19 protein-coding genes are annotated in these 22,063 nt (G+C 70.4%); 8 read left to right on the plus strand and 11 right to left on the minus strand.

Going from position 1 to position 22,063, the window contains the following annotated elements:
- Positions 1-201: 201 nt before the first annotated feature.
- From OH768_RS22485 to OH768_RS22500, 4 genes are all read left to right on the plus strand, one after another.
- The gene (locus OH768_RS22485) at positions 202-1,395 is read left to right on the plus strand and encodes a flavin-containing monooxygenase (RefSeq protein ID WP_406456269.1); all 1,194 of its coding nucleotides are present in this window, start codon (positions 202-204) and stop codon (positions 1,393-1,395) included.
- A gap of 114 nt (positions 1,396-1,509) precedes the next feature.
- The gene (locus OH768_RS22490; protein ID WP_406456271.1) at positions 1,510-3,735 is read left to right on the plus strand and encodes an acetate--CoA ligase family protein; all 2,226 of its coding nucleotides are present in this window, start codon (positions 1,510-1,512) and stop codon (positions 3,733-3,735) included.
- Positions 3,732-4,532 (plus strand): enoyl-CoA hydratase/isomerase family protein, encoded by an 801-nt coding sequence (locus OH768_RS22495; protein WP_406456273.1) that lies wholly within the window; start codon positions 3,732-3,734, stop codon positions 4,530-4,532. The genes OH768_RS22490 and OH768_RS22495 overlap by 4 nt, the downstream gene beginning before the upstream one ends.
- A gap of 37 nt (positions 4,533-4,569) precedes the next feature.
- Positions 4,570-6,057 carry an oxidoreductase gene (locus OH768_RS22500; RefSeq protein WP_406456275.1) on the plus strand — a complete coding sequence of 496 codons (1,488 nt, stop codon included), beginning with the start codon at positions 4,570-4,572 and terminating at the stop codon, positions 6,055-6,057.
- A 55-nt stretch (positions 6,058-6,112) separates the two neighbouring features.
- On the opposite strand, the gene OH768_RS22505 is transcribed toward OH768_RS22500, so the two are convergent.
- On the minus strand, positions 6,113-6,706 hold the full coding sequence (locus OH768_RS22505; protein WP_406456277.1) for an HAD family acid phosphatase: 594 nt from the start codon (positions 6,704-6,706) through the stop codon (positions 6,113-6,115).
- A 221-nt stretch (positions 6,707-6,927) separates the two neighbouring features.
- Between OH768_RS22505 and OH768_RS22510 the strand changes: the two genes are divergently transcribed.
- Complete coding sequence (locus OH768_RS22510; RefSeq protein WP_406456279.1) at positions 6,928-7,533, plus strand: flavin reductase family protein; 606 nt, start codon at positions 6,928-6,930, stop codon at positions 7,531-7,533.
- A 126-nt stretch (positions 7,534-7,659) separates the two neighbouring features.
- Positions 7,660-7,953, plus strand: coding sequence for an SCO0607 family lipoprotein (locus OH768_RS22515; protein WP_406456281.1), 294 nt, complete (start codon positions 7,660-7,662; stop codon positions 7,951-7,953).
- 3 nt (positions 7,954-7,956) lie between these two features.
- On the opposite strand, the gene OH768_RS22520 is transcribed toward OH768_RS22515, so the two are convergent.
- Complete coding sequence (locus OH768_RS22520) at positions 7,957-9,270, minus strand: MFS transporter (protein ID WP_406456283.1); 1,314 nt, start codon at positions 9,268-9,270, stop codon at positions 7,957-7,959.
- Positions 9,271-9,354: 84 nt separating this feature from the next.
- Between OH768_RS22520 and OH768_RS22525 the strand changes: the two genes are divergently transcribed.
- The gene (locus OH768_RS22525; protein ID WP_406456285.1) at positions 9,355-10,416 is read left to right on the plus strand and encodes a GlxA family transcriptional regulator; all 1,062 of its coding nucleotides are present in this window, start codon (positions 9,355-9,357) and stop codon (positions 10,414-10,416) included.
- 32 nt (positions 10,417-10,448) lie between these two features.
- On the opposite strand, the gene OH768_RS22530 is transcribed toward OH768_RS22525, so the two are convergent.
- The 5 genes from OH768_RS22530 to OH768_RS22550 form a co-directional block, all read right to left on the minus strand.
- Positions 10,449-11,627 carry a lactonase family protein gene (locus OH768_RS22530; RefSeq protein WP_406456287.1) on the minus strand — a complete coding sequence of 393 codons (1,179 nt, stop codon included), beginning with the start codon at positions 11,625-11,627 and terminating at the stop codon, positions 10,449-10,451.
- Positions 11,628-11,813: 186 nt separating this feature from the next.
- Entirely contained in the window at positions 11,814-13,055 is a 1,242-nt protein-coding gene (locus OH768_RS22535) for an MFS transporter (protein ID WP_406456289.1), read from the minus strand.
- 121 nt (positions 13,056-13,176) lie between these two features.
- Entirely contained in the window at positions 13,177-14,226 is a 1,050-nt protein-coding gene (locus OH768_RS22540; protein ID WP_406456291.1) for a Zn-dependent alcohol dehydrogenase, read from the minus strand.
- A complete protein-coding gene (locus OH768_RS22545) occupies positions 14,226-15,374 on the minus strand; it encodes an acyl-CoA dehydrogenase family protein (protein ID WP_406456293.1) in 1,149 nt (382 codons plus the stop codon). Before OH768_RS22545 ends, OH768_RS22540 begins: the two co-directional genes overlap by 1 nt.
- 111 nt (positions 15,375-15,485) lie before the next feature.
- Entirely contained in the window at positions 15,486-16,397 is a 912-nt protein-coding gene (locus OH768_RS22550) for an SDR family oxidoreductase (RefSeq protein ID WP_406456295.1), read from the minus strand.
- A 95-nt stretch (positions 16,398-16,492) separates the two neighbouring features.
- Here OH768_RS22550 and OH768_RS22555 point away from each other — a divergent pair, with 95 nt between their 5' ends.
- A complete protein-coding gene (locus OH768_RS22555; RefSeq protein ID WP_406456296.1) occupies positions 16,493-17,440 on the plus strand; it encodes a cyclase family protein in 948 nt (315 codons plus the stop codon).
- 341 nt (positions 17,441-17,781) lie between these two features.
- Here OH768_RS22555 and OH768_RS22560 read toward each other — a convergent pair whose 3' ends face one another.
- The 4 genes from OH768_RS22560 to OH768_RS22575 all read right to left on the minus strand — a co-directional run bounded on the left by OH768_RS22560 (position 17,782) and on the right by OH768_RS22575 (position 22,012).
- Positions 17,782-18,252 carry an ATP-binding protein gene (locus OH768_RS22560; protein ID WP_406465404.1) on the minus strand — a complete coding sequence of 157 codons (471 nt, stop codon included), beginning with the start codon at positions 18,250-18,252 and terminating at the stop codon, positions 17,782-17,784.
- A 509-nt stretch (positions 18,253-18,761) separates the two neighbouring features.
- A complete protein-coding gene (locus OH768_RS22565) occupies positions 18,762-19,679 on the minus strand; it encodes an acyl-CoA dehydrogenase family protein (RefSeq protein WP_406456298.1) in 918 nt (305 codons plus the stop codon).
- A 3-nt stretch (positions 19,680-19,682) separates the two neighbouring features.
- The gene (locus OH768_RS22570; protein ID WP_406456300.1) at positions 19,683-20,816 is read right to left on the minus strand and encodes an acyl-CoA dehydrogenase family protein; all 1,134 of its coding nucleotides are present in this window, start codon (positions 20,814-20,816) and stop codon (positions 19,683-19,685) included.
- The gene (locus OH768_RS22575; protein WP_406456302.1) at positions 20,816-22,012 is read right to left on the minus strand and encodes an amidohydrolase family protein; all 1,197 of its coding nucleotides are present in this window, start codon (positions 22,010-22,012) and stop codon (positions 20,816-20,818) included. Before OH768_RS22575 ends, OH768_RS22570 begins: the two co-directional genes overlap by 1 nt.
- Positions 22,013-22,063 lie beyond the last annotated feature (51 nt).

Genomic DNA, 22,063 nt, shown 5'->3' on the forward strand with positions numbered 1-22,063 from the left:
GTCACCGCCCCACGACGCCGAGCCCCTCCGCGCACGTTGCGGGCTCGGCGTCGCGGCATGTCCGGCCCCTCACCTGCTACGCACAAACCAGAGCTTCTACGCCACTGACCTCACCCGGTCCTCCACACCCGTGATCAATCCGCAACCAATTCCGGTCTTGACCGAGACCCATCAACGTGGGAGGTGATTACGCTCGCGCTCATGGCCGACTCCACAGTGTCCCCGACCCCGGTGCCGCAGAACCACGCAGACCGCCCCGTGTACGTCGTCGGCGGCGGCCCCGGCGGACTCGCCGCCGCGTACGCACTGCGCGCGCGGGGCATCCGTGCCGTCGTACTGGAGCGGTCGGACCGGGTCGGGGCGTCCTGGCGCGGCCACTACGACCGCCTCCATCTGCACACCACCCGGCGGCTCTCGGGCCTGCCGGGCCTCGCGATGCCGCGCCGGTTCGGGCGCTGGGTATCGCGGGACGACGTGGTGCGCTATCTGGAGAAGTACGCGGAGGTCCACGAGCTGGAGATCGTCACCGGTGTCGAGGTCTCCCGTATCGAGCGCTCGGCCGACGGCACCGGCTGGCTGCTGCACGCCACCGGCGGCCGTGAGCTGACTGGCCGCGCGGTCGTCGTCGCCACCGGCACCAACCACACCCCCCGGCTGCCCGACTGGCCCGGCCGCGACTCCTACACCGGCGAGCTGCTGCACGCCGCCGACTACCGCAACCCGCAGCCGTACGCGGGCCGGGACGTCCTGGTCGTCGGCGTCGGCAACACGGGTGCGGAGATCGCGGTCGACCTGGTGGAGGGCGGCGCATCGCGCGTACGGCTCTCCGTGCGCACCACCCCGCACATCGTGCGCCGCTCGACCGCGGGCTGGGCGGCCCAGTACACGGGCATCGTCGTACGACGGCTGCCGGTGCGCCTCGTCGACCGGCTCGCGGGGCCGATGGCCAAGCTCAGCGTGCCGGACCTGTCGGAGCGGGGGCTGGCGCGGCCCGACACCGGGCTGTACAGCCGGGTCAAGGACGGGTCGATCCCGGTGCAGGACGTCGGTCTGATCGACGCCGTGCGCAAGGGGCGGGTGGAGGTCGTGGCCGCCGTGGAGTCGTTCGAGGACGGCAAGGTGGTGCTGGCCGACGGTGAGCGGATCGAGCCGGACGCCGTCGTCGCGGCCACGGGTTACGTCCGCTCGCTGGAGGGTCTCGTCGGCCATCTCGGCGTGCTGGACGCGCGCGGCAGGCCGGTCGTGCACGGCGTCCGCTCCCCGAAGGACGCGCCCGGCCTGTACTTCACCGGCTTCACCAACCCCATCAGCGGCATGCTCCGCGAGCTGGCGATCGACGCGGAGAAGATCGCGAAGGCCCTCGCCAAGTCCGTCCGCAAAAATGCCGTGAGCTAGAGCCCGTCCGTTCTTTGCGTGCACGACAGTTCCTGACGCAGTGTCAGTTCAGTAATCTGACAGTGCGTCAGTTAATTGTGCTGTCACGACTGTCACACAGGAGCGGGCGGACCGATGCTTGGATCAACCCACGGCACCCTCACCACCGACTCCCGCCGGGCCCGGGTCATCGCCTGCGGTGAGCAACCCGGCCCCGCCGTCCACGGAAGGCCCGCCGACGTCGACGATCTCGATGTCGGCGGACGGCCGTTGTACGCCGGCGTACCCGACCTGGACCGTTTCTTCCGCCCCGAGTCGGTCGCCGTGATCGGCGCCTCGGACGCGGAGGGACGCCCGAACACGGGCATCACCCGCCAACTCATGGCCTGGGCCGACCGGGTGGGGGCGCGCCTGCATCCGGTGCACCCCACTCGTACGACGGTCTTCGGCGTCCCCTGCCTCCCCTCCGTCCCCGACCTCCCCGAACAGGTCGATCTGGCCGTGGTGCTGGTGGCCGACCCGCTCCCGGTGATCGAGCAACTGGCCGAGGCGAAGGTGAAGTTCGCGGTCGCCTTCGCGTCCGGCTTCGCGGAGACGGGCGAGGAGGGAGCAGTGGCGCAGGAGCAGCTGGCCGCTGCTGTCGGCCGGTCCGGTCTCCGCCTGCTCGGCCCGAACACCAACCTCAACGCCTTCGAGAACTTCCGCGAGGACCTGGACGGCCCCGCGATCGCCCTCATCACCCAGTCCGGCCACCAGGGCCGCCCGGTCTTCGCCCTGCAGGAACTCGGCATCCGCCTCTCCCACTGGGCACCCACCGGCAACGAGGCCGACCTGGAGACGGCCGACTTCATCTCCTACTTCGCCGAACGCCCCGAAGTCGGCGCCATTGCCTGCTACTTGGAGGGCCTCAAGGACGGCCGCGCCTTCCTCCTCGCCGCCGACCGCGCCGCCCGCCGCAAGGTGCCCGTCGTCGCGGTGAAGGTCGGCCGCACCGAGACCGGCGCCCGCACCGCCGCCTCCCACACCGGCAAACTCACCGGCGCGGACACGGTGGTGGACGCGGCGATGCGCCAGTACGGCGTGCTCCGCGTCGACGGCCTCGACGAACTCCAGGACACGGCAAGCCTGTTGGCGCGGGCGAAGCCCCCGGTCGCCGACGGGGTCGTCGTGTACTCGATCTCCGGCGGCACGGGCGCCCACTTCGCCGACCTGGCGAGCGAGGCGGGGCTGCACCTGCCACAGCTGTCCACGGCCAAGCAGGACGAGCTGCACGAGTGGATACCGCCGTACCTGAGCGTGGCCAACCCGGTGGACAACGGCGGTCACCCGGTGGGCGACTGGCGCGGCCGGAAGATCATCGACGCGATCCTCGACGACCCGGAGGTGGGCGTACTGGTGTGCCCGATCACGGGCCCCTTCCCGCCGCTGAGCGACAAGCTGGTCGAGGACCTGGTCGCCGCGGCCGAACGCACGGACAAGCTGGTGTGTGTGGTGTGGGGTTCACCGGTCGGCACCGAACCGGCGTACCGGGACGTCCTGTTGGGCTCCTCGCGGGTGGCCACCTTCCGGACGGTCGGCAACTGCATCACGGCACTGCGCGCCTACTTCTCCCACCACCGCTTCGTCCACGCCTACCGGTCCCCCTTCGACGAGGCCCCCCGCGCCCTCTCCCCCTCCTTCCGCAAGGCCCAGGCCCTGATGCGCCCAGGCCAGCAACTGAGCGAACACGCGGCGAAACAACTGCTGCGGGCCTACGGCATCCGGGTGCCCCGCGAGCAGCTGGTGACCAGCGCGGCGGCGGCCGTACGGGCGGCGGGGCTGGTGGGCTACCCGGTGGTGATGAAGGCGTCGGGCGGCCAGATCGCGCACAAGACGGAACTGGGCCTGGTGAAGGTCGGCCTGACGTCCGCGAGCCAAGTCCGTGATGCCTACCGCGAGTTGACGGACATCGCCCGCTACGAGGACGTGACCCTGGACGGTGTCCTGGTCTGCCAGATGGTCGAGCGGGGTGTCGAGATGGTGGTGGGCGTCACCCAGGACGACCTGTTCGGGCCGACGGTGACGGTGGGGCTGGGCGGGGTGCTGGTCGAGGTGCTGCGGGACGTGGCGGTAAGAGTGCCGCCGTTCGGCGAGGACCAGGCGGCCGACATGCTCGGCGAGTTGCGCGGCCGTCCCCTGCTCGACGGGGTGCGGGGGCGACCGCCGGCGGACCTGGACGCGCTGGTGGAGGTGATCCTTCGGGTGCAGCGCATGGCCCTCGAACTGGGCGATGTGCTCTCCGAGTTGGACATCAACCCGCTGATGGTGTTGCCGCGGGGCCAGGGCGCGGTGGCCCTGGACGCGCTGGCGGTGTGCCGATGACCAGGCCGACGGCTGATGTCGTCCACACCGTCACGGACCAGGTCGCGTACCTCACCCTGAACCGCCCCGAGACCCTGAACGCGATCACGCCTACCCAACGGGACCACCTGATCGCCCTGTTGGCGGAGGCGTCGGCCGACCGGACCGTTCGGGCGGTGGTCCTCACCGGCAGCGGACGCGGCTTCTGCGCTGGCGCGGACCTGAGGGGAGGCGGGACGACGACCGGCGAACGGGTGGCCGGAGATGTGGCCCGCACGATCCGCCTGGGCGCGCAACGCCTGATCGCCGCCGTCCTGGACTGCGAGAAACCGGTGATCGCCGCGGTGAACGGCACCGCGGCGGGCCTGGGCGCGCACCTGGCGCTCGCCTGCGACCTCGTCCTGGCCGCGGAGTCGGCGCGGTTCATCGAGGTGTTCGTACGACGCGGCCTGGTCCCGGACGGCGGCGGCGCCTACCTGCTCCCCCGCCTGATCGGCCCGCAACGGGCGAAGGAGCTGATGTTCTTCGGCGACGCCCTGACCGCCCCGGACGCGGAACGCCTCGGTCTCGTCAACCGGGTAGTGCCGGACGGGGAGTTGGAGAAGACGGCCCGCGAGTGGGCACAACGCCTGTCCACCGGCCCGACCCGCGCCCTCGCCCTCACCAAACAGCTCGTCAACGCCTCCCTGGACAGCGACCGAACGACCGCGTTCGCGGCGGAGGCGGCGGCCCAGGAGATCAACATGACGACGGAGGACGCGCGGGAGGGCGTGGCCGGCTTCGTGGAGCGGCGGAGTCCGGAGTACCGGGGACGCTGATGCCCGCGCGGCGGCCCTTGCTCTCTACGCTGTGTCGATGCTGTCGTACGAGGAAATGACCCCGCCCGAGCGGGAGTTGTGGAACGCCTTCCCCGAAGGCCGCCTGGTGGACCTGCGCGTGGGCGCACTGGACGAGGACGATCCGGCGGAGGGGGCGGGCTGGGGGCCCGAGCGCACGCTTCGGGCGGCCGTCGTGACGGCTCTGGCGCGGGGAGCCAACGCGGCACCGCCCGGGGCGGTGACCGCTCTGCGGGTCACCGGCGCGCGGATCACCGGCCAACTCGACCTGGCCGGGGCCGAGATCGGGCACCTGCTGCGGTTCGAGGGCTGCTGGTTCGAGGAGGGTCCGAGTCTTTACGGAGCCACCACCCGGACGATCGGGATCGTCGGCTGCCAAGTTCCCGGCATGGACGCCTCGTTGGCCTCCGTCGAGGGCACCCTCGACCTGAGGCGTTCGGTTCTCCACGGCAGGCTTTCGCTCATGAGGGCGCGCATCGCGGGCGAACTGCAGCTGGGCAACACGAAGTTGTCGGACCCGAACGGCTGGTCGTTGTTCGCCGGCGGTCTGGTCATGGAAGGCGGGGTCTTCTGCCGTTGGGGATTCACCGCCCACGGGGGGATACGGCTGCTGGGGGCCCACCTGCCCGGCGGCCTGTTCATGGAGGGGGCCCGACTCGACAATCCCGACGGCCCGGCGCTCGTCGCGGACAACGCCGTGGCCCAGACCCTGGTCCTCTCCCAGGGATTCACCGCCGCGGGGACCGTCCAGCTGCGCGGCGCGCAGATATCCGATCAACTCACCTTTGACGGCGCCTTCCTGAACGGCGCGGACGTGGCCCTGGACTGCTCACGGATGCAGGCGGGGGAGCTCCACTTCACACCCGCCGTACCCCCTTCCGGTGCGGTGGACCTGCGCGGGGCCCACGTCTCGGTCCTGCACGACGGCGAGGAGAGTTGGCCGGGCATCGTACGACTCCAGGGGTTCGACTACGCCTCCATCCAGTCCGAGGACGGTCTTCGGGGGTACGACGTGACCCGCCGCGTCGAGTGGGTCCGACGCGAGCCTGGGTACGCCCCGCAGCCCTATGAGCAGTTGGCGAGTTGGTACCGGCAGGTCGGCCACGAGGACGACGCCCGCAAGGTGCTGCTGGCCAAGCAGCGCCATCGCCGCAGCACCCTGCATCCGGCCGGCCGGGCGTGGGGGCACGTGCTCGATGCCCTGGTCGGCTACGGCTACCGGCCCTGGCTGGCCGGAGTGTGGATCGTGGCCCTGGCCGTCCTCGGCACGGTCGTCTTCGGCCACCAGGCGCCGATCCGGGTTCAGGCCGGGCAAGGACCGCCGTTCAACGCCCTCGTCTACACCCTCGACCTGCTGATCCCGTTCGGCGGCCTCGGCCAGCGCACCACCTGGTACTGGGCGGAGGGAAGCTCCGCGCAATGGCTCTCCTATGCCCTGATCGCGGCGGGCTGGCTGCTGACGACCGCCGTGGTCGCGGGCGTGACACGGTCGCTGAACAAGAGCTGAGACCCCCGCCGACGTGCTCGGCGGGGGTCCGCGTGTGTCGGGTGTGCGGCGCTCGTCAGTCCAACAGGCCGTCGTAGTCCGGGAGTTTGTACGTCGCGTCGGCGTAACCGCCCGTCAGGTCGGTCGTGTTGTTGCCGATGTTGGCGATGATGTCGTAGCCGTTCGCCTCGATCGCCTTGCGCTGGGAGGTCTTGAAGTCGGCGACGCTTTCGCTCGCGATGTCGATGAGCGTGCGGGTGTAGAGGCCGTCGACGGTGTAACCGACGTTCGTCAGGTTGTACTTGGTGGCCACGTCGATCAGGTTGGTACGGGCGCTGACGAAGAAGACACTGACGCCCTTGGCGTGCGCGTCCTTGGCCAGGGCGAGTACCGGTGCGGCGGCCGGGGTGGGGTAGCCGCCCTCGAAGTAGGACGCCAGCGAGGTGTTGTCGATGTCGAGGACGATCGCCTGCTTGGCGCCCGAGGTGTTGGCGGCGGCACGGGAGTCGACGTAGGTCTGCGCGGGGCCGGTGACGGCGGCGACGTCGGACAGCCACTGGGACTCGGTGACGGTCGAGTCGGCGGCCTGCGCGGGCAGGGCTGCGGCGAGGGTCAGGGCGAGGCCGGCCACGGCGGCAACTGCGGTGCCGCGTGCGGTGAGACGGTTCATCGGGTGGATGCTCCTCGGGGTCGCGGCGGCCACCGGTTCCGTACCGGCGGCGGTCGTTGCGGAACTCTGCTGCGGGCGGGTGTGCGGGGAGTGACTCAGGGAGGTCCGTGCGGCGTCGTAACTCCCATGTTCTTCCCGGGAGTCTGTGAACCGGCCGTCAGAACCCCCACCGCCCGCGCCCCTTCCTATCTGATGACCCGTCAGCTTCAATGGGTGGTGTGATGGGACACGCAGGAGCGGCTGCCGCCGCCGTCCGCTACCTCAGGTCGTCCGGAAGCGCTCCGGCCGCGCAGCCTGTCGAGGCGCTGCCGCGGCCGGAGCTCCGGTGCGTCGCGGACGACGAGCGCGCACCGGTCGACCAGGGCGAATTCCGGCGCGTACTGGGCCACTTCGCGACCGGCGTGACGGTGATCACCGCCCCCGCGGCGGTCGGCGAACCCGGCCCCGCCGGCTTCGCCTGCCAGTCGTTCTCCGCGCTCTCCCTCGACCCGCCGCTCGTCGTCTTCATGGTCGGCCGTACGTCGACGACCTGGCCCCGCATCGCCCGCGCCGGCGTCTTCTGCGTCAACGTACTCGGCGCCCACCAGGGCGAGTTGTGCCGCGGCTTCGCGATCAGCGGCACCGACAAGTTCGCGGGCGTGCCGTACGACGCGTCCCCGGTCTCCGGCTCCCCCCGGCTCACCGGCGCCGCCGCCTGGATCGACTGCACGATCCACGCGGTGCACACCGGGGGCGACCACCTGATCGTGGTGGGGCGGGTGGACGCGCTGGGCACCGAGGACCCGGACGAAGCACCGCTGTTGTTCCATCGGGGCCGGTTCCGCTGATTGCTCCTCAGTCTCCCTGAGTAACCCGCGCTCCGGTTCTGAGCCCACGTACTCATGAAGGTCCGGCGCTCCTCCGACAGCCTTGCTCTCAGACCGATTCGAGCACCTGACCGGGGGACCTCAACCATGAGCAAGCACACGCGAGTCGCCGTTCTCGCTTCCGTCCTGATCTCCACCGCCGGGCTGCTGTCCGCCTGCTCGTTCTCCGTGGCGGACGCCATGTGCGGCTCCGGCGAGTACCCGGTCCTGGCCGTGGGCAGCACCTCGGGCGGCGCCTGCGTGAAGAACGGCGACACCCCGCCCAGCGGCTACGCGCGCTACCCGAAGGGGAAGGTGCCGCAGCACGTCGGGGACAAGTGGGACACCTACTGGGAGACCCACACCGTGGACGCGAAGGGGAACGTCACCTCGGCGCCGTAGCCGTCACGCCACCGCCAGCGGCCGCATCCCCACCACCGGCCGCCGCCGGATGACCAGCGCCATCAGCGCCGCCACCGCGCACAGCGCCCCGGACACGTACCAGACCATGTCGTACGAGCCGAACGCGTCCCGTGCGACCCCGCCCAGGAAGGCGACGAGCGCCGCGCCGATCTGGTGCGAGGCGAGGACCCAGCCGAAGACGATCGCGCTGTCCTCGCCGTACTGCTCGCGGCACAGGGCGAGGGTCGGGGGGACCGTGGCGACCCAGTCGAGGCCGTAGAAGACGATGAAGAAGAGCATGGGCGGGTGGACCGTCGGGGCCAGGAGCATGGGGAGGAAGAGGAGGGAGATGCCGCGCAGGGCGTAGTAGACGGCGAGCAGGCGGCGGGGTTCGAAGCGGTCGGTGAACCAGCCGGAGGCGATCGTGCCGACGACGTCGAAGACGCCGATCACCGCGAGCAGCGAGGCCGCGGCCGTGATGGGCATGCCGTGGTCGTGGGCGGCGGGCACGAAGTGGGTCTGGATCAGGCCGTTGGTGGAGGCGCCGCAGATCGCGAAGGTGCCGGCCAGCAGCCAGAAGGGGCCGGTGCGGACCGCCTTGAACAGGACGCCGATCGTGCGGCGGGCCGCGCCCGGCACGGGTTCCGGCTTCGGTACGAACTCGGTCGCGCCGTACGGCTTCGCGCCCACGTCCGCCGGGTGGTCGCGCAGCAGCAGCCACACGAAGGGGACGACCGCGAGCGCCGCGAGGGACACGGTCACGGCCGCCGGGCGCCAGCTGTGCTCCTCGACTATCCAGGACAGCAGCGGCAGGAAGATCAGCTGGCCGGACGCCGAGGCGGCGGTGAGGATGCCGGTGACCAGGCCCTTGCGTTCGGTGAACCAGCGGTTGGTGACGGTCGCGGCGAACGCCAGCGCCATCGAACCGCTGCCCAGACCCACCAACAGGCCCCAGCACAGCAGGAGTTGCCAGGGCGCGGTCATCCACACCGTCAGGCCGGAGCCGAGCGCGATCACGGTCAGCGCGACGGCGACGACGCGCCGGATGCCGAAGCGGTCCATCAGCGCCGCCGCGAAGGGGGCCGTCAGCCCGTACAGCGCGAGGTTGATGGAGGCCGCGGCCCCGATCGTGCCGCGCGACCAGCCGAACTCCTGGTGCAGCGGATCGATCAGCAGCCCCGGCAGCGAACGGAAGGCCGCCGCGCCGATGATCGTCACGAAGGTGACGGCCGCGACGAACCAAGCTCGGTGGATGCGGGTGCGCCGGGCGGGGCGAGCTTCGTTCACGACTGTGCTCGGTTCGGTTGTCTGGGTCACGCCATACAGCTTCCGGCCTGCGGCGGATCCGATCCATTGGCCGGGAGGACAGCATTCGCTAGGATCGAGCCATACAATGGGGTCATGGCCATAGCCACCGCCACCGACGGTTTCCGCCCGCACCGTGTCGTCGTGCTCGCCCTCGACGGGCTGCTCCCCTTCGAGCTGGGCATCCCGCACCGGATCTTCGGCCGCCCCAGGGACGCCGAGGGGCGGTTGCTCTACGAGGTCGTCACCTGCTCGGTCCGGCCGCCGGGCCCCGTCGACACCGACGCCGACTTCGCCATCCAGGTCCCGAACGGGCCGGAGGCGCTGGCCACCGCCGACACCGTCATCGTCCCGGCGTCGTACGAACTCGGCCCGGTCTTCGAGGAGGGCGTCCTCACCCCCGAACTGGCCGCCGCCTTCGCCCGGATCCGCCCGGGCACCCGCCTCGCGTCGATCTGCACGGGCGTCTACGTCCTCGCCGCCGCCGGTCTCCTCGACGGGCGCCCGGCGACCACGCACTGGGCGGACGCCGAGCGCTTCCAGCAGCTCTTCCCGCGGATCGAGGTCGACGCGGACGTGCTGTTCATCGACGACGGCGACGTGCTGACCTCGGCGGGTGTCGCGGCCGGGATCGATCTGTGCCTGCACATGGTGCGCCGCGACCACGGCACGGCGGTCGCCAACGACGTGGCCCGCCGCACGGTCGTACCGCCGCACCGCGACGGCGGGCAGGCGCAGTACATCCACCGCCCGGTCCCCGACCCGCAGTTGGCGACCACGACCGCCGCCCGCGCCTGGGCGCTGGGCCGGCTGCACGAGCCGATCCAGCTGCGCGACATGGCGGAGCAGGAGGCGATGTCCGTGCGCACCTTCACCCGCCGCTTCCGCGAGGAGGTCGGGGTCAGCCCCGGCCAGTGGCTCACCCAGCAGCGCGTCGAACGCGCCCGGCACCTCCTGGAGTCCACCGACCTGTCCATGGACCAGGTGGCCACGGACGCGGGCTTCGGCACCGCCCAGTCGATGCGCCAGCATCTGCAGGCGGCACTTGGTGTCACTCCGACGACGTACCGCCGGACGTTCCGCACCGGCGGCGGTGGCGGCACCGGGTCCGAGGGCGACAGGTCCAAGAGTTACGGCGGTGTCGGCGCCGCTCCCTGAACCCGTGCCCCCGCACGTCTCGCCCGTACTGGTCAGCCCGCGACGATGCCCTCCCCGCCGACGGCACCCGGCACCACGACCGAACCGATCTCGGTGAGGGACCCGTTCTTGTCGACCCGGAACTCGTCCACGATGCCCTTGATTCCGGTCTGGACGTACAGGTACCGGCCGTCGGAGGAGGCCGCCGCGTCCACCGTGCCGGCGTCGGTGGCCGTGTTGCCCAGCGCGGTCAACTTGCCCTGGGAGCCCACCCGGTAGCCGGACACCGTGCCGCTGGCGGCGTTGGAGACGTACACGTTGCCTGCGGCGGTGACCGCCCAGCAGGTCGCGGTCTGGCCGGTCGCGACGGTGCCCTTCGCGGTCAGTCTGCCGTCACGGGCGACGCCGAACGTGCCCACCGAGTTCGTCCCGGCCTCCGTCACATGGATCCGTCCGGCGGAGTCGAAGTCGAAACCGAACGGCACGGCCCCCGGGAGCGAGGTCACCACGGGCCGCGCGGACGGACCGCCGTACCGGCCGACCGGGAAGACATCGATGCTCTGCCCGGCGGCCTTGGTGGTGACCACGAGCTTGGAACCGTCGGGCGTGAAGGAGATCTGTCCCACGGCCGAAGCAGTTGCGCCCAGGCCGAGCTCACGATGCCAGGAGGGGACCTTGACCAGCCGCTCGCCGGTCCGCACGAAGCCCTGCACGGAACCGCCGCCGAGCGCGTTGGCGACGTAGACCCGGTCGCCGTGGAAGGTGACGCTGACCGGGAACTGCCCGCCGCTGGATATCTCCTGGACACGGCTCAGCTGGGTGCCGTGCACGGCGAAGACGGTCACGGTGTCGCTGCCCGCGTTGACGGCGTAGAGCAGCTGGTTGTGCCGGTCGTAGGCGAGCGACCCCTGCGAGGCCAGATGGTCGGCGACGGTGCCGGCCAGGACACCGCCCTTGCCCCCGGTGCGGTAGACGCCCTTCTGCCCGAGGGTGCCGTCGGCGGCGCGCTCGTAGGCGACCACGGAGTTGGCGGTCGTGTCGTCGGTCTGCACGAACACCGTCGAACTGCCGTGGCGCGCACGGGAGTCGGAGCCGCGGTGCGCGTCGGCGGCACTGGCGGCGGGAGCGGCGAAGAGGGCCGCGGCGGCGAGCGCGACGGCGCCCGTACCCGCCGTGCGGGCGATCCGGACGGCGCGGGAGGTGCGGGAGGCACGGGCCTTGGCGAGAGCCATGTGTGGGTACTCCTCTTGCGGAAAACGGCACGGAAAACGGCACGGAAAACGGAACACGGAACGCGGGACCAGGAGCCGGCGGAGCAACTCGCGCTCACTGCCGGACGGCTGCAACGCTAGCCCGCGACCGCGGTACATAAGCCCACAAAAGGCACGCCAGGGTCCGACGTCCGAGCTTCGTAAGAATCACCGCCAACTCCGCTTCGAGGCTCCTGACTTCGCCGACCGCACTACGGCGACATCGACACCCCGCGCCGCCCGCTCCACCCGGCCCGCGCGCCGCACCTCGCCCCACCACCCGGTCACGGTCAGCAGCCCGGTGAGGCCCACGCCCGCCAGGATCGCCGTCGACGGCGCCGTCACCTTGAGCAGGGCACCGGCCAGCGACCCCGTCGCCGCGTAACCCACGCCCGCCGCCGCGTACATGACCGAGTAACCGGCGGCCAGGGCCCCGGGCGGCAGCACCTCGCGCAGGGACAGATTGCGGGTGACCATCGCGCCCGACTGGAGCGTGCCGCCCAGAACGAGCGCGACCGCGATCCCGGGCGTGCTCGGTATCAGCGCGGCGAGCGCCACGCAGGCCGAGGTCCCGGCCATCAACACCACGCTGCGGGTGCGCAGCAGCCCCGGCCAGCCGCGCAGGCCGTGGACGAACGCGCCGAGGCCGCCGCCCACCGCCATCCCGGCCAGCAGCGGACCGGACCAGCCGACACCGATGCCGCGCTGCTCAAGCAGGGCGGGCAGGACGAGTTCGGACAGGCCGAGCAGGGTCATGCTGGCCGCGCCCGTGACATAGACCGGCCAGGCACCGACCAGCACCCGGAGCAGCGGAGCGCCGGTCCCGCCCGCTCCGCCCGCGTCCCACGCCGCCGGCAGCAGCCACAACCCCCCGACCGAGGACGCCATCAGACCGGCCGCGAGCAGGAGCGGAACGCGCGGCGCGACGCCCAGCGCCAGCCCGGCCACCGCGGCCGGGGAGAGCGCCCAGACCCCCGCCGTGAGTATCGACTCGGCGGACAGCGCCTGTGCCACGGACCGCTCCGGCACCAGGGAGCTGAGCAGGGTGCGCAGCGCACCGGTCGCCGCGGACGGTGCGGCCCCGGCGAGACAGGCGAACCCCGCGAGGACGACGGGATGCGCGCCCGGAAACAACCCGAGCCCCAGGAAACCCGCCGCGCCGAGCCCGAGCCCGACCGCCAGTTGCCCCCGGGCCCGCTCGGGCCGCAGTCGCATCCCGAGCACCGGTGCGCCGACGATCTCCCCGAGGACGTACGCCGCCGCGATGACCGCGCCCAGCGAGTAGCCCCCGGGCCGTTCGCGCACCAGGAAGACCAGGGCGAGCGGAGCCATGGCCACGGGCATACGGGCCCCGATGGCGGTGCAGGACCAGGTCAGGACCTGTCGGGAGACGACATCGCGGTAGGTCATGCCAGCACGCTACGGGCCGTCACCGACAACACCCCACGGGATTTTCCCCACCTGTGGACAACTCCCGTCATGCCACGGTCACGCACCCGCCGTACGGCCGCCGGACGCCCTCGTCAGAACCTCAGAACGTCAGAACGCCCCGAGCCACCCGCCCCGCCTCCGCGTCCGCCGCCGCCTTCTCGAAGTCCTCGACGGGATAGGTCTCGGTGACCAACTCGTCGAGCAGCAGCCGCCCTTCGCGGTACAGCCGGGCGTACAGGGCGATGTCCCGCTGCGGCCGGGAGGACCCGTACCGGCATCCGAGGATGGACTTGTCCAGGTACATGGACGAGACGAGGAAGGAGGCCTCGGCGGTGGCCGCAGGCACCCCCAGCAGAATGGCCTGCCCGTGCCGGTCCAGCAGATCCACGGCCTGCCGGATCAGCTCCACCCGCCCCACGCACTCAAACGCGTGATCGGCCCCGTTCGGCAGAATCTCCCGCACACCTTCCGTCGAGGTGAGGAAGTGCGTGGCCCCGAACTGCCGTGCCACGCCCTCCTTCGCGGGGTTCGCGTCGACGGCGACGATCGTCAACGCGCCCGCGATCCGCGCCCCTTGAATGACATTGAGCCCGATCCCCCCGGTCCCGATGACGACGACGCTCTCCCCCCGGTCGACCCGCGCCCGGTTCAGCACGGCGCCGACCCCCGTCAGCACCCCGCACCCGATGAGCGCGGCGGACGGCATCGGGATGTCCTTCGGTATCCGCACGGCCTGCACGGCCTTGACCACGGTCCGTTCGGCGAAGGCGGAGTTGGAGGCGAACTGGTAGACCGGCTGCCCGCCCCTCGTGAACGGCTTCCCCGGCCGCCCGATGGCCTGCCGGCACATGGTCGGCCGCCCCCGGTCGCACTCGGCGCAGGTCCCGCAGTTGGCGAGCGTGGACAGAGCCACATGATCTCCGGGCGCCACATGGGTGACGCCCGCACCCACGGCCTCCACCACTCCCGCTCCCTCATGCCCCAACACCACAGGAACGGGAAAAGGTATGGTCCCGTCCACCACGGACAGATCGCTGTGACACAGCCCGGCCGCAGAAATGGCGACCAACACTTCCCCCGCCCCAGGCTCCCGCACCTCCAAATCGTCCACGACCTGGATCTGCTTGCCGTCGAAGACCACACCGCGCATCAGACGACCCCCTTGGGTTCCCTGGGCAGACCGAGCACCCGCTCGGCGATGATCGTGCGCTGAACCTGGTCCGAGCCGCCGTAGATCGTGTCGGCCCGCGAGAAGAGGAACTGGTGCTGGAACAGGTCGAGTTCGTACGACAGCGACGGCGACCAGTCCACCGGCCCCACCGCCGCCGCGGCCCCCCGCACCGACATCGCCAGCTCCCCGAGCCGCTGATGCCACCCGCCCCACAACAGCTTGGCCACACTGGGCGCCCCCGCGTCCCCGGCCCGCCCCAGCGTCCGCAGGGCGTTCCACCGCATGGTCCGCAACTCGGCCCACTGCCGCACGAGTCGATCACGTACGACGGGATCAAGCACGGCACCGGAAGCGACAGCGGCCTCGACAACCCGCCCCAACTCCCGTGCGAACCCCACCTGTTGGGCAAGGGTGGACACCCCCCGCTCAAACCCGAGCAGACTCATGGCGACACCCCAACCGCCCCCCTCACTCCCCACAAGATGCTCGCCCCGCGCCGACGCCCCGTCGAAGAACACCTCGTTGAACTCACTGGTCCCGGTCAACTGCCGGATGGGCCGCACCTCGATACGCCCCGGCTGATCCATGGGCACCAGCAGAAAACTCAGCCCGTGATGCCGCCGCGACCCCGCCTCGGTCCGCGCCAGCACAAAACACCAGTCGGCCTCATGCGCGAGCGAGGTCCAGATCTTCTGCCCGCTGATCCGATACCCGTCCGCCTCCCGCACGGCCACGGTCCGCACCCCGGCCAGATCGGACCCCGCCCCGGGCTCGCTGTACCCCTGACACCACAACTCGTCCCCCGCGGCAACGGCAGGCAGGAAGCGGGACTTCTGCGCGTCGGTGCCGTGTGCGATGAGGGTGGGGGCGAGCAGATTCTCCCCGATGTGCCCGGACCGAGGAGGCGCCGACGACCGCGCATATTCCTCGGCCCAGGCGACCTGTTGAGTGAGAGTCGCGCTGCGATTCCCGTATCCGGATTCGGGCCAACCCAGCCCTATCCAGCCGCTCTTGCCGAGTGTGCGTTCCCAAGCCCGACGGTCCTGACCACTTTCGGCATGCGCAGAAAGCCAGGCCCGAGCTTCCACCCGAAACTCTTCGTCCTCGCCAGCGAATCCAAAATCCACAGGGGGCTCCTCAAAACACCGCTCAGACCAGCTCCGTCAGGGGCGCGGGGAACTGCGCGACCAGCCCCAACGCACCCGCACCCGCCCAACAACCCAACGCCCCCCGAGCTATTAGGCGTTGGGCCGACTCCCATCCCGCGCAGCCCGCTCCATCTCCTGCAACCGCCCAAGCATCGGCATCGGATCCACCCCCACAGACCCCGGCAAAAACTCCGCGATCTTTTCAGCCGTCCACCCGCCGGAGGCATACCCCGCCCGCAACTCCCGAGGCTGAGCCCACACCGCGATCTTCGGCCCCGCAACGGTATAGACCTGCCCGGTGATCCCGACCTCCCGAGCCGAATCCGACAGCAGATAAACGACCATCGCCGCCACATCCTCCGGCGACCCGATCTCCGCCAGCTCCATGGGAACGTTCGCCGACATCCGTGTACGAGCAACAGGCGCCACCGCATTGGCAGTCACCCCGTACTTGTTCAAACCCAGCGCAGCGCTCCGCACCAGCGAGATGATCCCGCCCTTCGCCGCGCTGTAATTGGCCTGCGAAACCGACCCTTGATGATTCCCGCTGGTGAACCCGATCAGCGTCCCGGCCCGCTGCTTCCGCATCACCGCGGAAGCCGCCCGGAAAACGGTGAACGTCCCCTTCAGATGCGTGGCGAGAACGGGATCCCACTCCTCCTCGGACATGTTGAAGAGCATCCGCTCCCGCAGAATCCCGGCAACACACACCACACCGTCGAGCCGCCCGTACGAGGACAGCGCGACATCCACAACGCGCTGCCCACCCGCCATCGTAGAAATGTCGTCGGCGACGGCGACGGCCTCGCCTCCCGCCGCCTCGATCTCCTTGACCACGCCCTCGGCTATCTCGCTCGTCGGCGACGCGCCGTCCATCGAGACGCCGTAGTCGTTGACGACGACCCGCGCCCCCTCGGCCGCCGCGGCGAGCGCGACCGCCCGGCCGATGCCCCGGCCCGCGCCCGTGACGGCGACGGCCTTGCCTGCCAAGAAGTTCCCCATGTCCGGCCCCTCCCGCAGTTTCTGACGGTCCGTTAGATTTGACTCAGATTCTACGACCCGTCAGATGCCTGAGGACAAGCCCCGGGGAGGCCCCGATGTCACTGCCGACGTCACCGCCGTCACTTGGTCCGGAGTTCCACGACATCGCCAAGCGCGTGAACAACTGGGGCCGTTGGGGACCGGACGACGAGATCGGCACGCTGAACCTGATCACCGACGAGGTGGTCCGAGAGGCCGCGTCCGAGATCCGGACCGGCCGCCGCATCCCGCTCGCCCTCCCCCTCCGGCACGACGGCGTCCAGACGGGGATGATCCCGGGCCGGGTCAACCCGCTGCACGCGATGGTGCAGATCAACCAGGAGCTCTTCGGCCCGGGGACGGTGGCGTGCAGCGACGACGCGGTGACCATGGGGCTGCAGGCGGGCACGCACTGGGACGCGCTGACCCATGTCTCGCACTCGGGGAAGCTGTACAACGGCCGCCCGGCCGGCACCGTGACCCCGCACGGCGGCGCCGAGTTCAGCGGTATCGACAAGGCCCGGCACATCGTCTCGCGCGGGGTGCTGCTCGACGTGGCACGCGCGCGTGGCGTCGACCGTCTCGAAGGCGGTCACGCGGTGACCCCGGAGGACTTGGAGGCCGCCGAGCAACTCACCGGCACCCAGGTCCGATCGGGAGACGTCGTGCTCGTACGGACCGGGCAGGTGCAGGTGTATCTGGCGGGTGACAAGCAGGGGTACGGCTATCCGTCGCCCGGTCTTTCGGTCCGTACGCCGGAGTGGTTCCATGCGCGGGATGTCGCGGCGGTCGCCAACGACACCCTCACGTTCGAGATATTTCCGCCGGAGATCGAGGACTTGTGGCTGCCGGTGCACGCCCTCGACCTGGTCGAGATGGGGATGCTGCAGGGGCAGAACTGGAATCTCGAAGAGTTGTCCACAGCTTGTGGACAAGAGAACCGCTTCACGTTCTTCCTGTCGGCGATGCCCGAACCTTTCGTGGGCGCAACGGGAACCCCGGTGGCCCCCATCGCCATCCTCTAAGGCAGTCCGGTTTTGACGAGGGCCGGACCTACGGTCGGATGGCGGCGCGCTGCTGCCCGCCCCGAGCACGGCACCGCGCTGCCGCCATCCGACTCCGGCGCACCCGTCCCGGCCCCCGGCCCCGAGGGAACCCACGCCGAACACGACCCACACTCGCCGAGGGCTCCCGTCACCGAAGCCCCCGTCGTCCCCTCGCGGCGAATCGCTGCTCACAAGCGTGACCAAACGGTCACGTCGCGTCAACGCCCATCCGGGGATTTATTCCTTAAGCACCACTTTGCCGCAGGGCGCGCACGGAAGCACGGCCCGGCGCATCTCCGCCCGGCACTTGCAGACAGCACCTACACGGCTTCGTACGCGAAGCCCTCGAACCCCCCGTACGCCGTGACACCGCTCCCGAACGCGGCGGCGGCATCACGGGGTTGGCTGCCCCGGTCCAGCTCGCACCAGATGCGCTTGCCGACGCCCTCGGCGCTCCAGCCCCAGCGGTCGGCGAGGCCGTCCACCAGGGCCAGTCCGCGACCGCCGGTCTCGTCACCGTCCGCGCAACGCAGCACGGGAGCCGTACAGCTGGTGTCGGCGACCTCCAGGCGGACCGTGGCCGACTCGGTCGCCTCGTCCGGCAGGGAGAGCCGCAGCACGGCCGGACAGCCGGTGTGCACCACCGCGTTGGTGACGAGCTCGGAGACCAGCAGGATCAGCGTCTCCGCGAGCGGTTCGTCCGCTTCTATCCCGGACCCGGCGAGCCGGGAGCGCGCCCATCTCCTGGCCCGCCCTACCTCTGCGGGGTCGGGCCGGATCTCCAGCTGCACTTGAAGCACCTGCACCGCTCACACCATCCGAACCGGCGGACACATAGCCTCGCGCCTCACGAGGGCCACGATCGTAGCCATTTTCTGCATGGCCAGAACAACGACCGGAGCCAGGGTCACGGAACGTGAATCCCTTGCGAGACAGCATGATTGACGTTCCGTCACCCCAACAAGCGCTTCGGGCATATTCCAGCGCGAAGGAGTACGCGTGCGGGATACTGTGCGACGCTCATTGCGGGGAGTCGAACAGGCAGGGGTGAAAGCCCGTTCTGCCATACGAACTGCGGAGCGCACCGCCCGATCCGGAGCCGCCTCACAGGCAACACCGGCATGGCTCGTACCTTGAACCACTCGCATCCCACACAAGCTACCGGAGCCCCGAGGCGACTCCGGACCGTGACGAGTCACGCATAGGACACAACCCGATATCAACGCTGCGTGATTCCGCTGTGCCACGATCCGCGACACCGTTGTCGGAGCCGTTCCGGTCACCGCAGGCAGGCGCCCCACTACACCGCTCCGCCCACCAGATCGGCCGCGAGCAGCTCCTCACTCTCCATGCTCCCGCCACCACGCTGGGCCCGCACCCACGCCCGTTTCAAGTGCAGATGGACCTCGGACTCCCAGGTGAAGCCCATCCCGCCATGCACCTGCAGACAGTCCCGGGCCCCGCGCACGGCAGCCTCGTCGGCCAGCAGCCGGGCTGCCGCGATGTCCACCGGGTCCCCGGTCACGGCCGCCGCGTACACGGCGGCCCGCGCCACCTCCACCCGCACCAGCGACCGCGCGCACAGCTGCTTCACGGCCTGGAACGCCCCGATCGGCTGCCCGAACTGCTCACGCGTCCGGGCGTGTTGCACCGCGAGCCCACACACCCGCCCGGCCGTACCGAGCTGCTCGGCAGCGGTGAGAAGAACAGCGGCGGAATCGGTACGCGCCGGAGCCGGCACCCGATGCAACGGCGTCAACGGATCCACCGACCGCAGCGCTACGGCCCCCTCGGCCCCCGGCAACACGACATCGGCCTCGTCCAGCCACTCCACGAGCCTGCCATCGGCAGCGGCGACAACCGTCTCCCCACTGGCCGCCCCCGGCACCACCCCGGCAGCAAGATGCGTAGCCACCAACGGCCCCGGCACCAACGCCGACCCGACCTCCTCAAACACCAACACGGCTTCGGGCAGCCCGAGTCCGGCTCCTCCATCAGCTTCGGGCAACCGGAGGGAGAACAGCCCGAGGTCTCCGAGGGCCCGCCACAATCCCCGGTCGAGCCGAGGAGTGCCCCGTAGGGGCGCGGGGCTGTATACATCAGCGGCTACGCCGCGGGGCGCGACAAGCCACGACGAACCCGCACCCGACCGACCACCGACCACGGCTCGCACCGCATCCCGCAACGCCTTCTGATCATCGGTCAGTTGAAAACGCATGGCTCACCTCCCCTTCGGCAACCCCAGAATCCGCTCGGCCACGATGTTCTGCTGAATCTGCGAGGTACCCGCAGCGATGGTGTACGACAGCGACGACAGCCGATCGAGCACCCAAGGCCGCTCCAGATCCAGCGACTCCACCCCCAGAACCTCCGCCGCCGCGTCATACAGCTCCTGACGGGCGTGCGAGTAGCGGAGTTTGAAGACCGAGCCGCCCACACCCGGGACGCCGCCGGAGGCTTCCGCCTCGCTCACATTCCACTGCGTGAGCCGCCACAACGCCCGGAACTCGGCGTTCAACCGCCCCAGTTGCCGCCGGAGCACGGGATCGTCCCACCGCCCGTTCCTCCGCGCCTCGTGAGCCAACTCGCCCAACACCCGCCGACAGGCAACGACCTCCCCCACGAAGGCCGTACCGCGCTCAAAGGACAGCGTCACCATGGTCACCCGCCACCCGTCGTTCTCGTCCCCCACCCGGTTGCCGACAGGCACCCGTACCTCGTCGAGGAACACCTCGGCGAACTCGGCGGACCCGGCGAGCGTCCGCAGCGGCCGTACGGTGATCCCCGGCGCGTCCATCGGCATCGCGAGCCAGCTGATCCCCCGGTGCTTCGGCGCGGAGGGGTCCGTGCGGACCAACAACTCGCACCAGTCGGCGACTTCGGCGTGCGAGGTCCAGATCTTGGAACCGGTCACCACGTAGTCGTCGCCGTCCCGCCACGCGCGCGTGCGCAACGACGCGAGGTCGGAACCGGCCTCGGGTTCGCTGAAGCCCTGGCACCACACCTCGTCGCCGCGCAGCACGGGCGGCAGCCAGCGCTCCCGCTGCTCGGCGGTGCCCTCGGCGGCGATCGTCGGCCCTGCGTGCAACAGCCCCACGAAATTGGCCCCTACGTAGGGCGCGCCCGCCTTCTCGGTCTCCTCCAGGAAGATGAGGCGGGTGGTCGGGGACGCGTCCCAGTGCACATCGCCGTACCCGGCGTCGTACAACATCCGCTGCCAGCCGAGGTCGTGGACGCGTCTGCCCGGCCAGTCGTCCGGGGACGGCTTCGCAGGGAGAGTGGGAAGCACCTTGGCGAGCCACTCCCGCAAACGGGCCCGGTACTCGTCCTCCTCAGCCGTGTACGAGAGGTCCATTACCGGTCGAGGTCCAGGCCCAGCATGCGGATCGCGTTGCCCCGCATGAGCTTGTAGACGGTCTCGTCGTCGAGGCCCTTGACGTGGTCGAGTGCGACTTCCTTGGTGTGCGGGAAGGTCGAGTCGACGTGCGGGTAGTCGGTCTCGAAGGTGGCGTTGTCCCGTCCCACCACGTCCAGCGAGGCGACCCCGTGCTTGTCGCGGAAGAAGCAGCAGAACATCTGGCGGTAGTAGTACGTGGACGGCGGGTCCGGGATCAGATCCCGCACCCCGCCCCACGCGCGGTGTTCCTCCCAGACGTCGTCGGCACGTTCCAGGGCGTACGGGATCCAGCCCATCTGGCCCTCGGAGTAGGCGAGTTTGAGGGTCGGGAACTTCACCAGGACCCCGCTGAAGAGGAAGTCCATCATCGAGGCCATGGCGTTGTTGAAGGAGAGGGAGGCCTGTACGGCGGGGGGTGCGTCCGGGGAGGCGGCGGGCATCTGGGAGCTGCTGCCGATGTGCATGTTGACAACCGTGCCGGTCTCCTGGCAGACGGCGAAGAACGGGTCCCAGTAGCCGGAGTGGATGGACGGCAGTCCGAGGTAGGTGGGGATCTCGGAGAAGGTCACCGCGCGGACGCCGCGGGCCGCGTTGCGCCGGATCTCCTCGACCGCCAACTCGATGTCCCACAAAGGGATCAGGCAGAGCGGGATGAGCCGGCCGCCGCTGTCGCCGCACCACTCCTCGACCATCCAGTCGTTGTAGGCGCGGACGCAGGCGAGCGCGACCTCCTTGTCGTGCGCCTCGGCGAAGGTCTGGCCGCAGAAGCGCGGGAAGGTCGGGAAGCAGAGCGAGCCCTCGACATGGTTGAGGTCCATGTCCGCGAGCCGTGCCTTGGGGTCCCAGCAGCCGGGGCGCATCTGTTCGCGGGTGATGCCCTCCAGGGTCATCTCGTCGCGGTCGAAGCCGACGGCGGCGATGTTGCGCTTGTACGGGAACTTGAGGTCCTCGTAGATCCACCAGTCGGTGGGCGGGCCGTCCGGGTCCATCGTGATCTGGTATTTGCCCGCCACGTAGGCGAGTTCGCCGATTCCGGCGGTGAGGGGCTGGGGGCCGCGCTCGCGGTATTTCGCCGGCAGCCAGGTCTCGAAGAGGTGCGCGGGTTCGATCACGTGGTCGTCGACGCTGATGATGCGGGGCAGTTCGGTGGTCATGGGTTCCCCTCCGCCGGACGGTACTTATCTGATGACCCGTCAGATAGCATG

The sequence above is a fragment of the Streptomyces sp. NBC_01622 genome (assembly GCF_045209635.1).
Lineage (GTDB): Bacteria > Actinomycetota > Actinomycetes > Streptomycetales > Streptomycetaceae > Streptomyces.

What these genes read in the sequence shown, in the direction of transcription:
- OH768_RS22485 (WP_406456269.1), top strand. Translation starts at nt 202, where the DNA reads ATGGCCGACTCCACAGTGTCCCCGACCCCGGTGCCGCAGAACCACGCA.
- OH768_RS22490 (WP_406456271.1), top strand. Translation starts at nt 1,510, where the DNA reads ATGCTTGGATCAACCCACGGCACCCTCACCACCGACTCCCGCCGGGCC.
- OH768_RS22495 (WP_406456273.1), top strand. Translation starts at nt 3,732, where the DNA reads ATGACCAGGCCGACGGCTGATGTCGTCCACACCGTCACGGACCAGGTC.
- OH768_RS22500 (WP_406456275.1), top strand. Translation starts at nt 4,570, where the DNA reads ATGCTGTCGTACGAGGAAATGACCCCGCCCGAGCGGGAGTTGTGGAAC.
- OH768_RS22505 (WP_406456277.1), bottom strand. Translation starts at nt 6,706, where the DNA reads ATGAACCGTCTCACCGCACGCGGCACCGCAGTTGCCGCCGTGGCCGGC.
- OH768_RS22510 (WP_406456279.1), top strand. Translation starts at nt 6,928, where the DNA reads ATGGGACACGCAGGAGCGGCTGCCGCCGCCGTCCGCTACCTCAGGTCG.
- OH768_RS22515 (WP_406456281.1), top strand. Translation starts at nt 7,660, where the DNA reads ATGAGCAAGCACACGCGAGTCGCCGTTCTCGCTTCCGTCCTGATCTCC.
- OH768_RS22525 (WP_406456285.1), top strand. Translation starts at nt 9,355, where the DNA reads ATGGCCATAGCCACCGCCACCGACGGTTTCCGCCCGCACCGTGTCGTC.
- OH768_RS22530 (WP_406456287.1), bottom strand. Translation starts at nt 11,627, where the DNA reads ATGGCTCTCGCCAAGGCCCGTGCCTCCCGCACCTCCCGCGCCGTCCGG.
- OH768_RS22535 (WP_406456289.1), bottom strand. Translation starts at nt 13,055, where the DNA reads ATGACCTACCGCGATGTCGTCTCCCGACAGGTCCTGACCTGGTCCTGC.
- OH768_RS22540 (WP_406456291.1), bottom strand. Translation starts at nt 14,226, where the DNA reads ATGCGCGGTGTGGTCTTCGACGGCAAGCAGATCCAGGTCGTGGACGAT.
- OH768_RS22550 (WP_406456295.1), bottom strand. Translation starts at nt 16,397, where the DNA reads ATGGGGAACTTCTTGGCAGGCAAGGCCGTCGCCGTCACGGGCGCGGGC.
- OH768_RS22555 (WP_406456296.1), top strand. Translation starts at nt 16,493, where the DNA reads ATGTCACTGCCGACGTCACCGCCGTCACTTGGTCCGGAGTTCCACGAC.
- OH768_RS22565 (WP_406456298.1), bottom strand. Translation starts at nt 19,679, where the DNA reads ATGCGTTTTCAACTGACCGATGATCAGAAGGCGTTGCGGGATGCGGTG.
- OH768_RS22570 (WP_406456300.1), bottom strand. Translation starts at nt 20,816, where the DNA reads ATGGACCTCTCGTACACGGCTGAGGAGGACGAGTACCGGGCCCGTTTG.
- OH768_RS22575 (WP_406456302.1), bottom strand. Translation starts at nt 22,012, where the DNA reads ATGACCACCGAACTGCCCCGCATCATCAGCGTCGACGACCACGTGATC.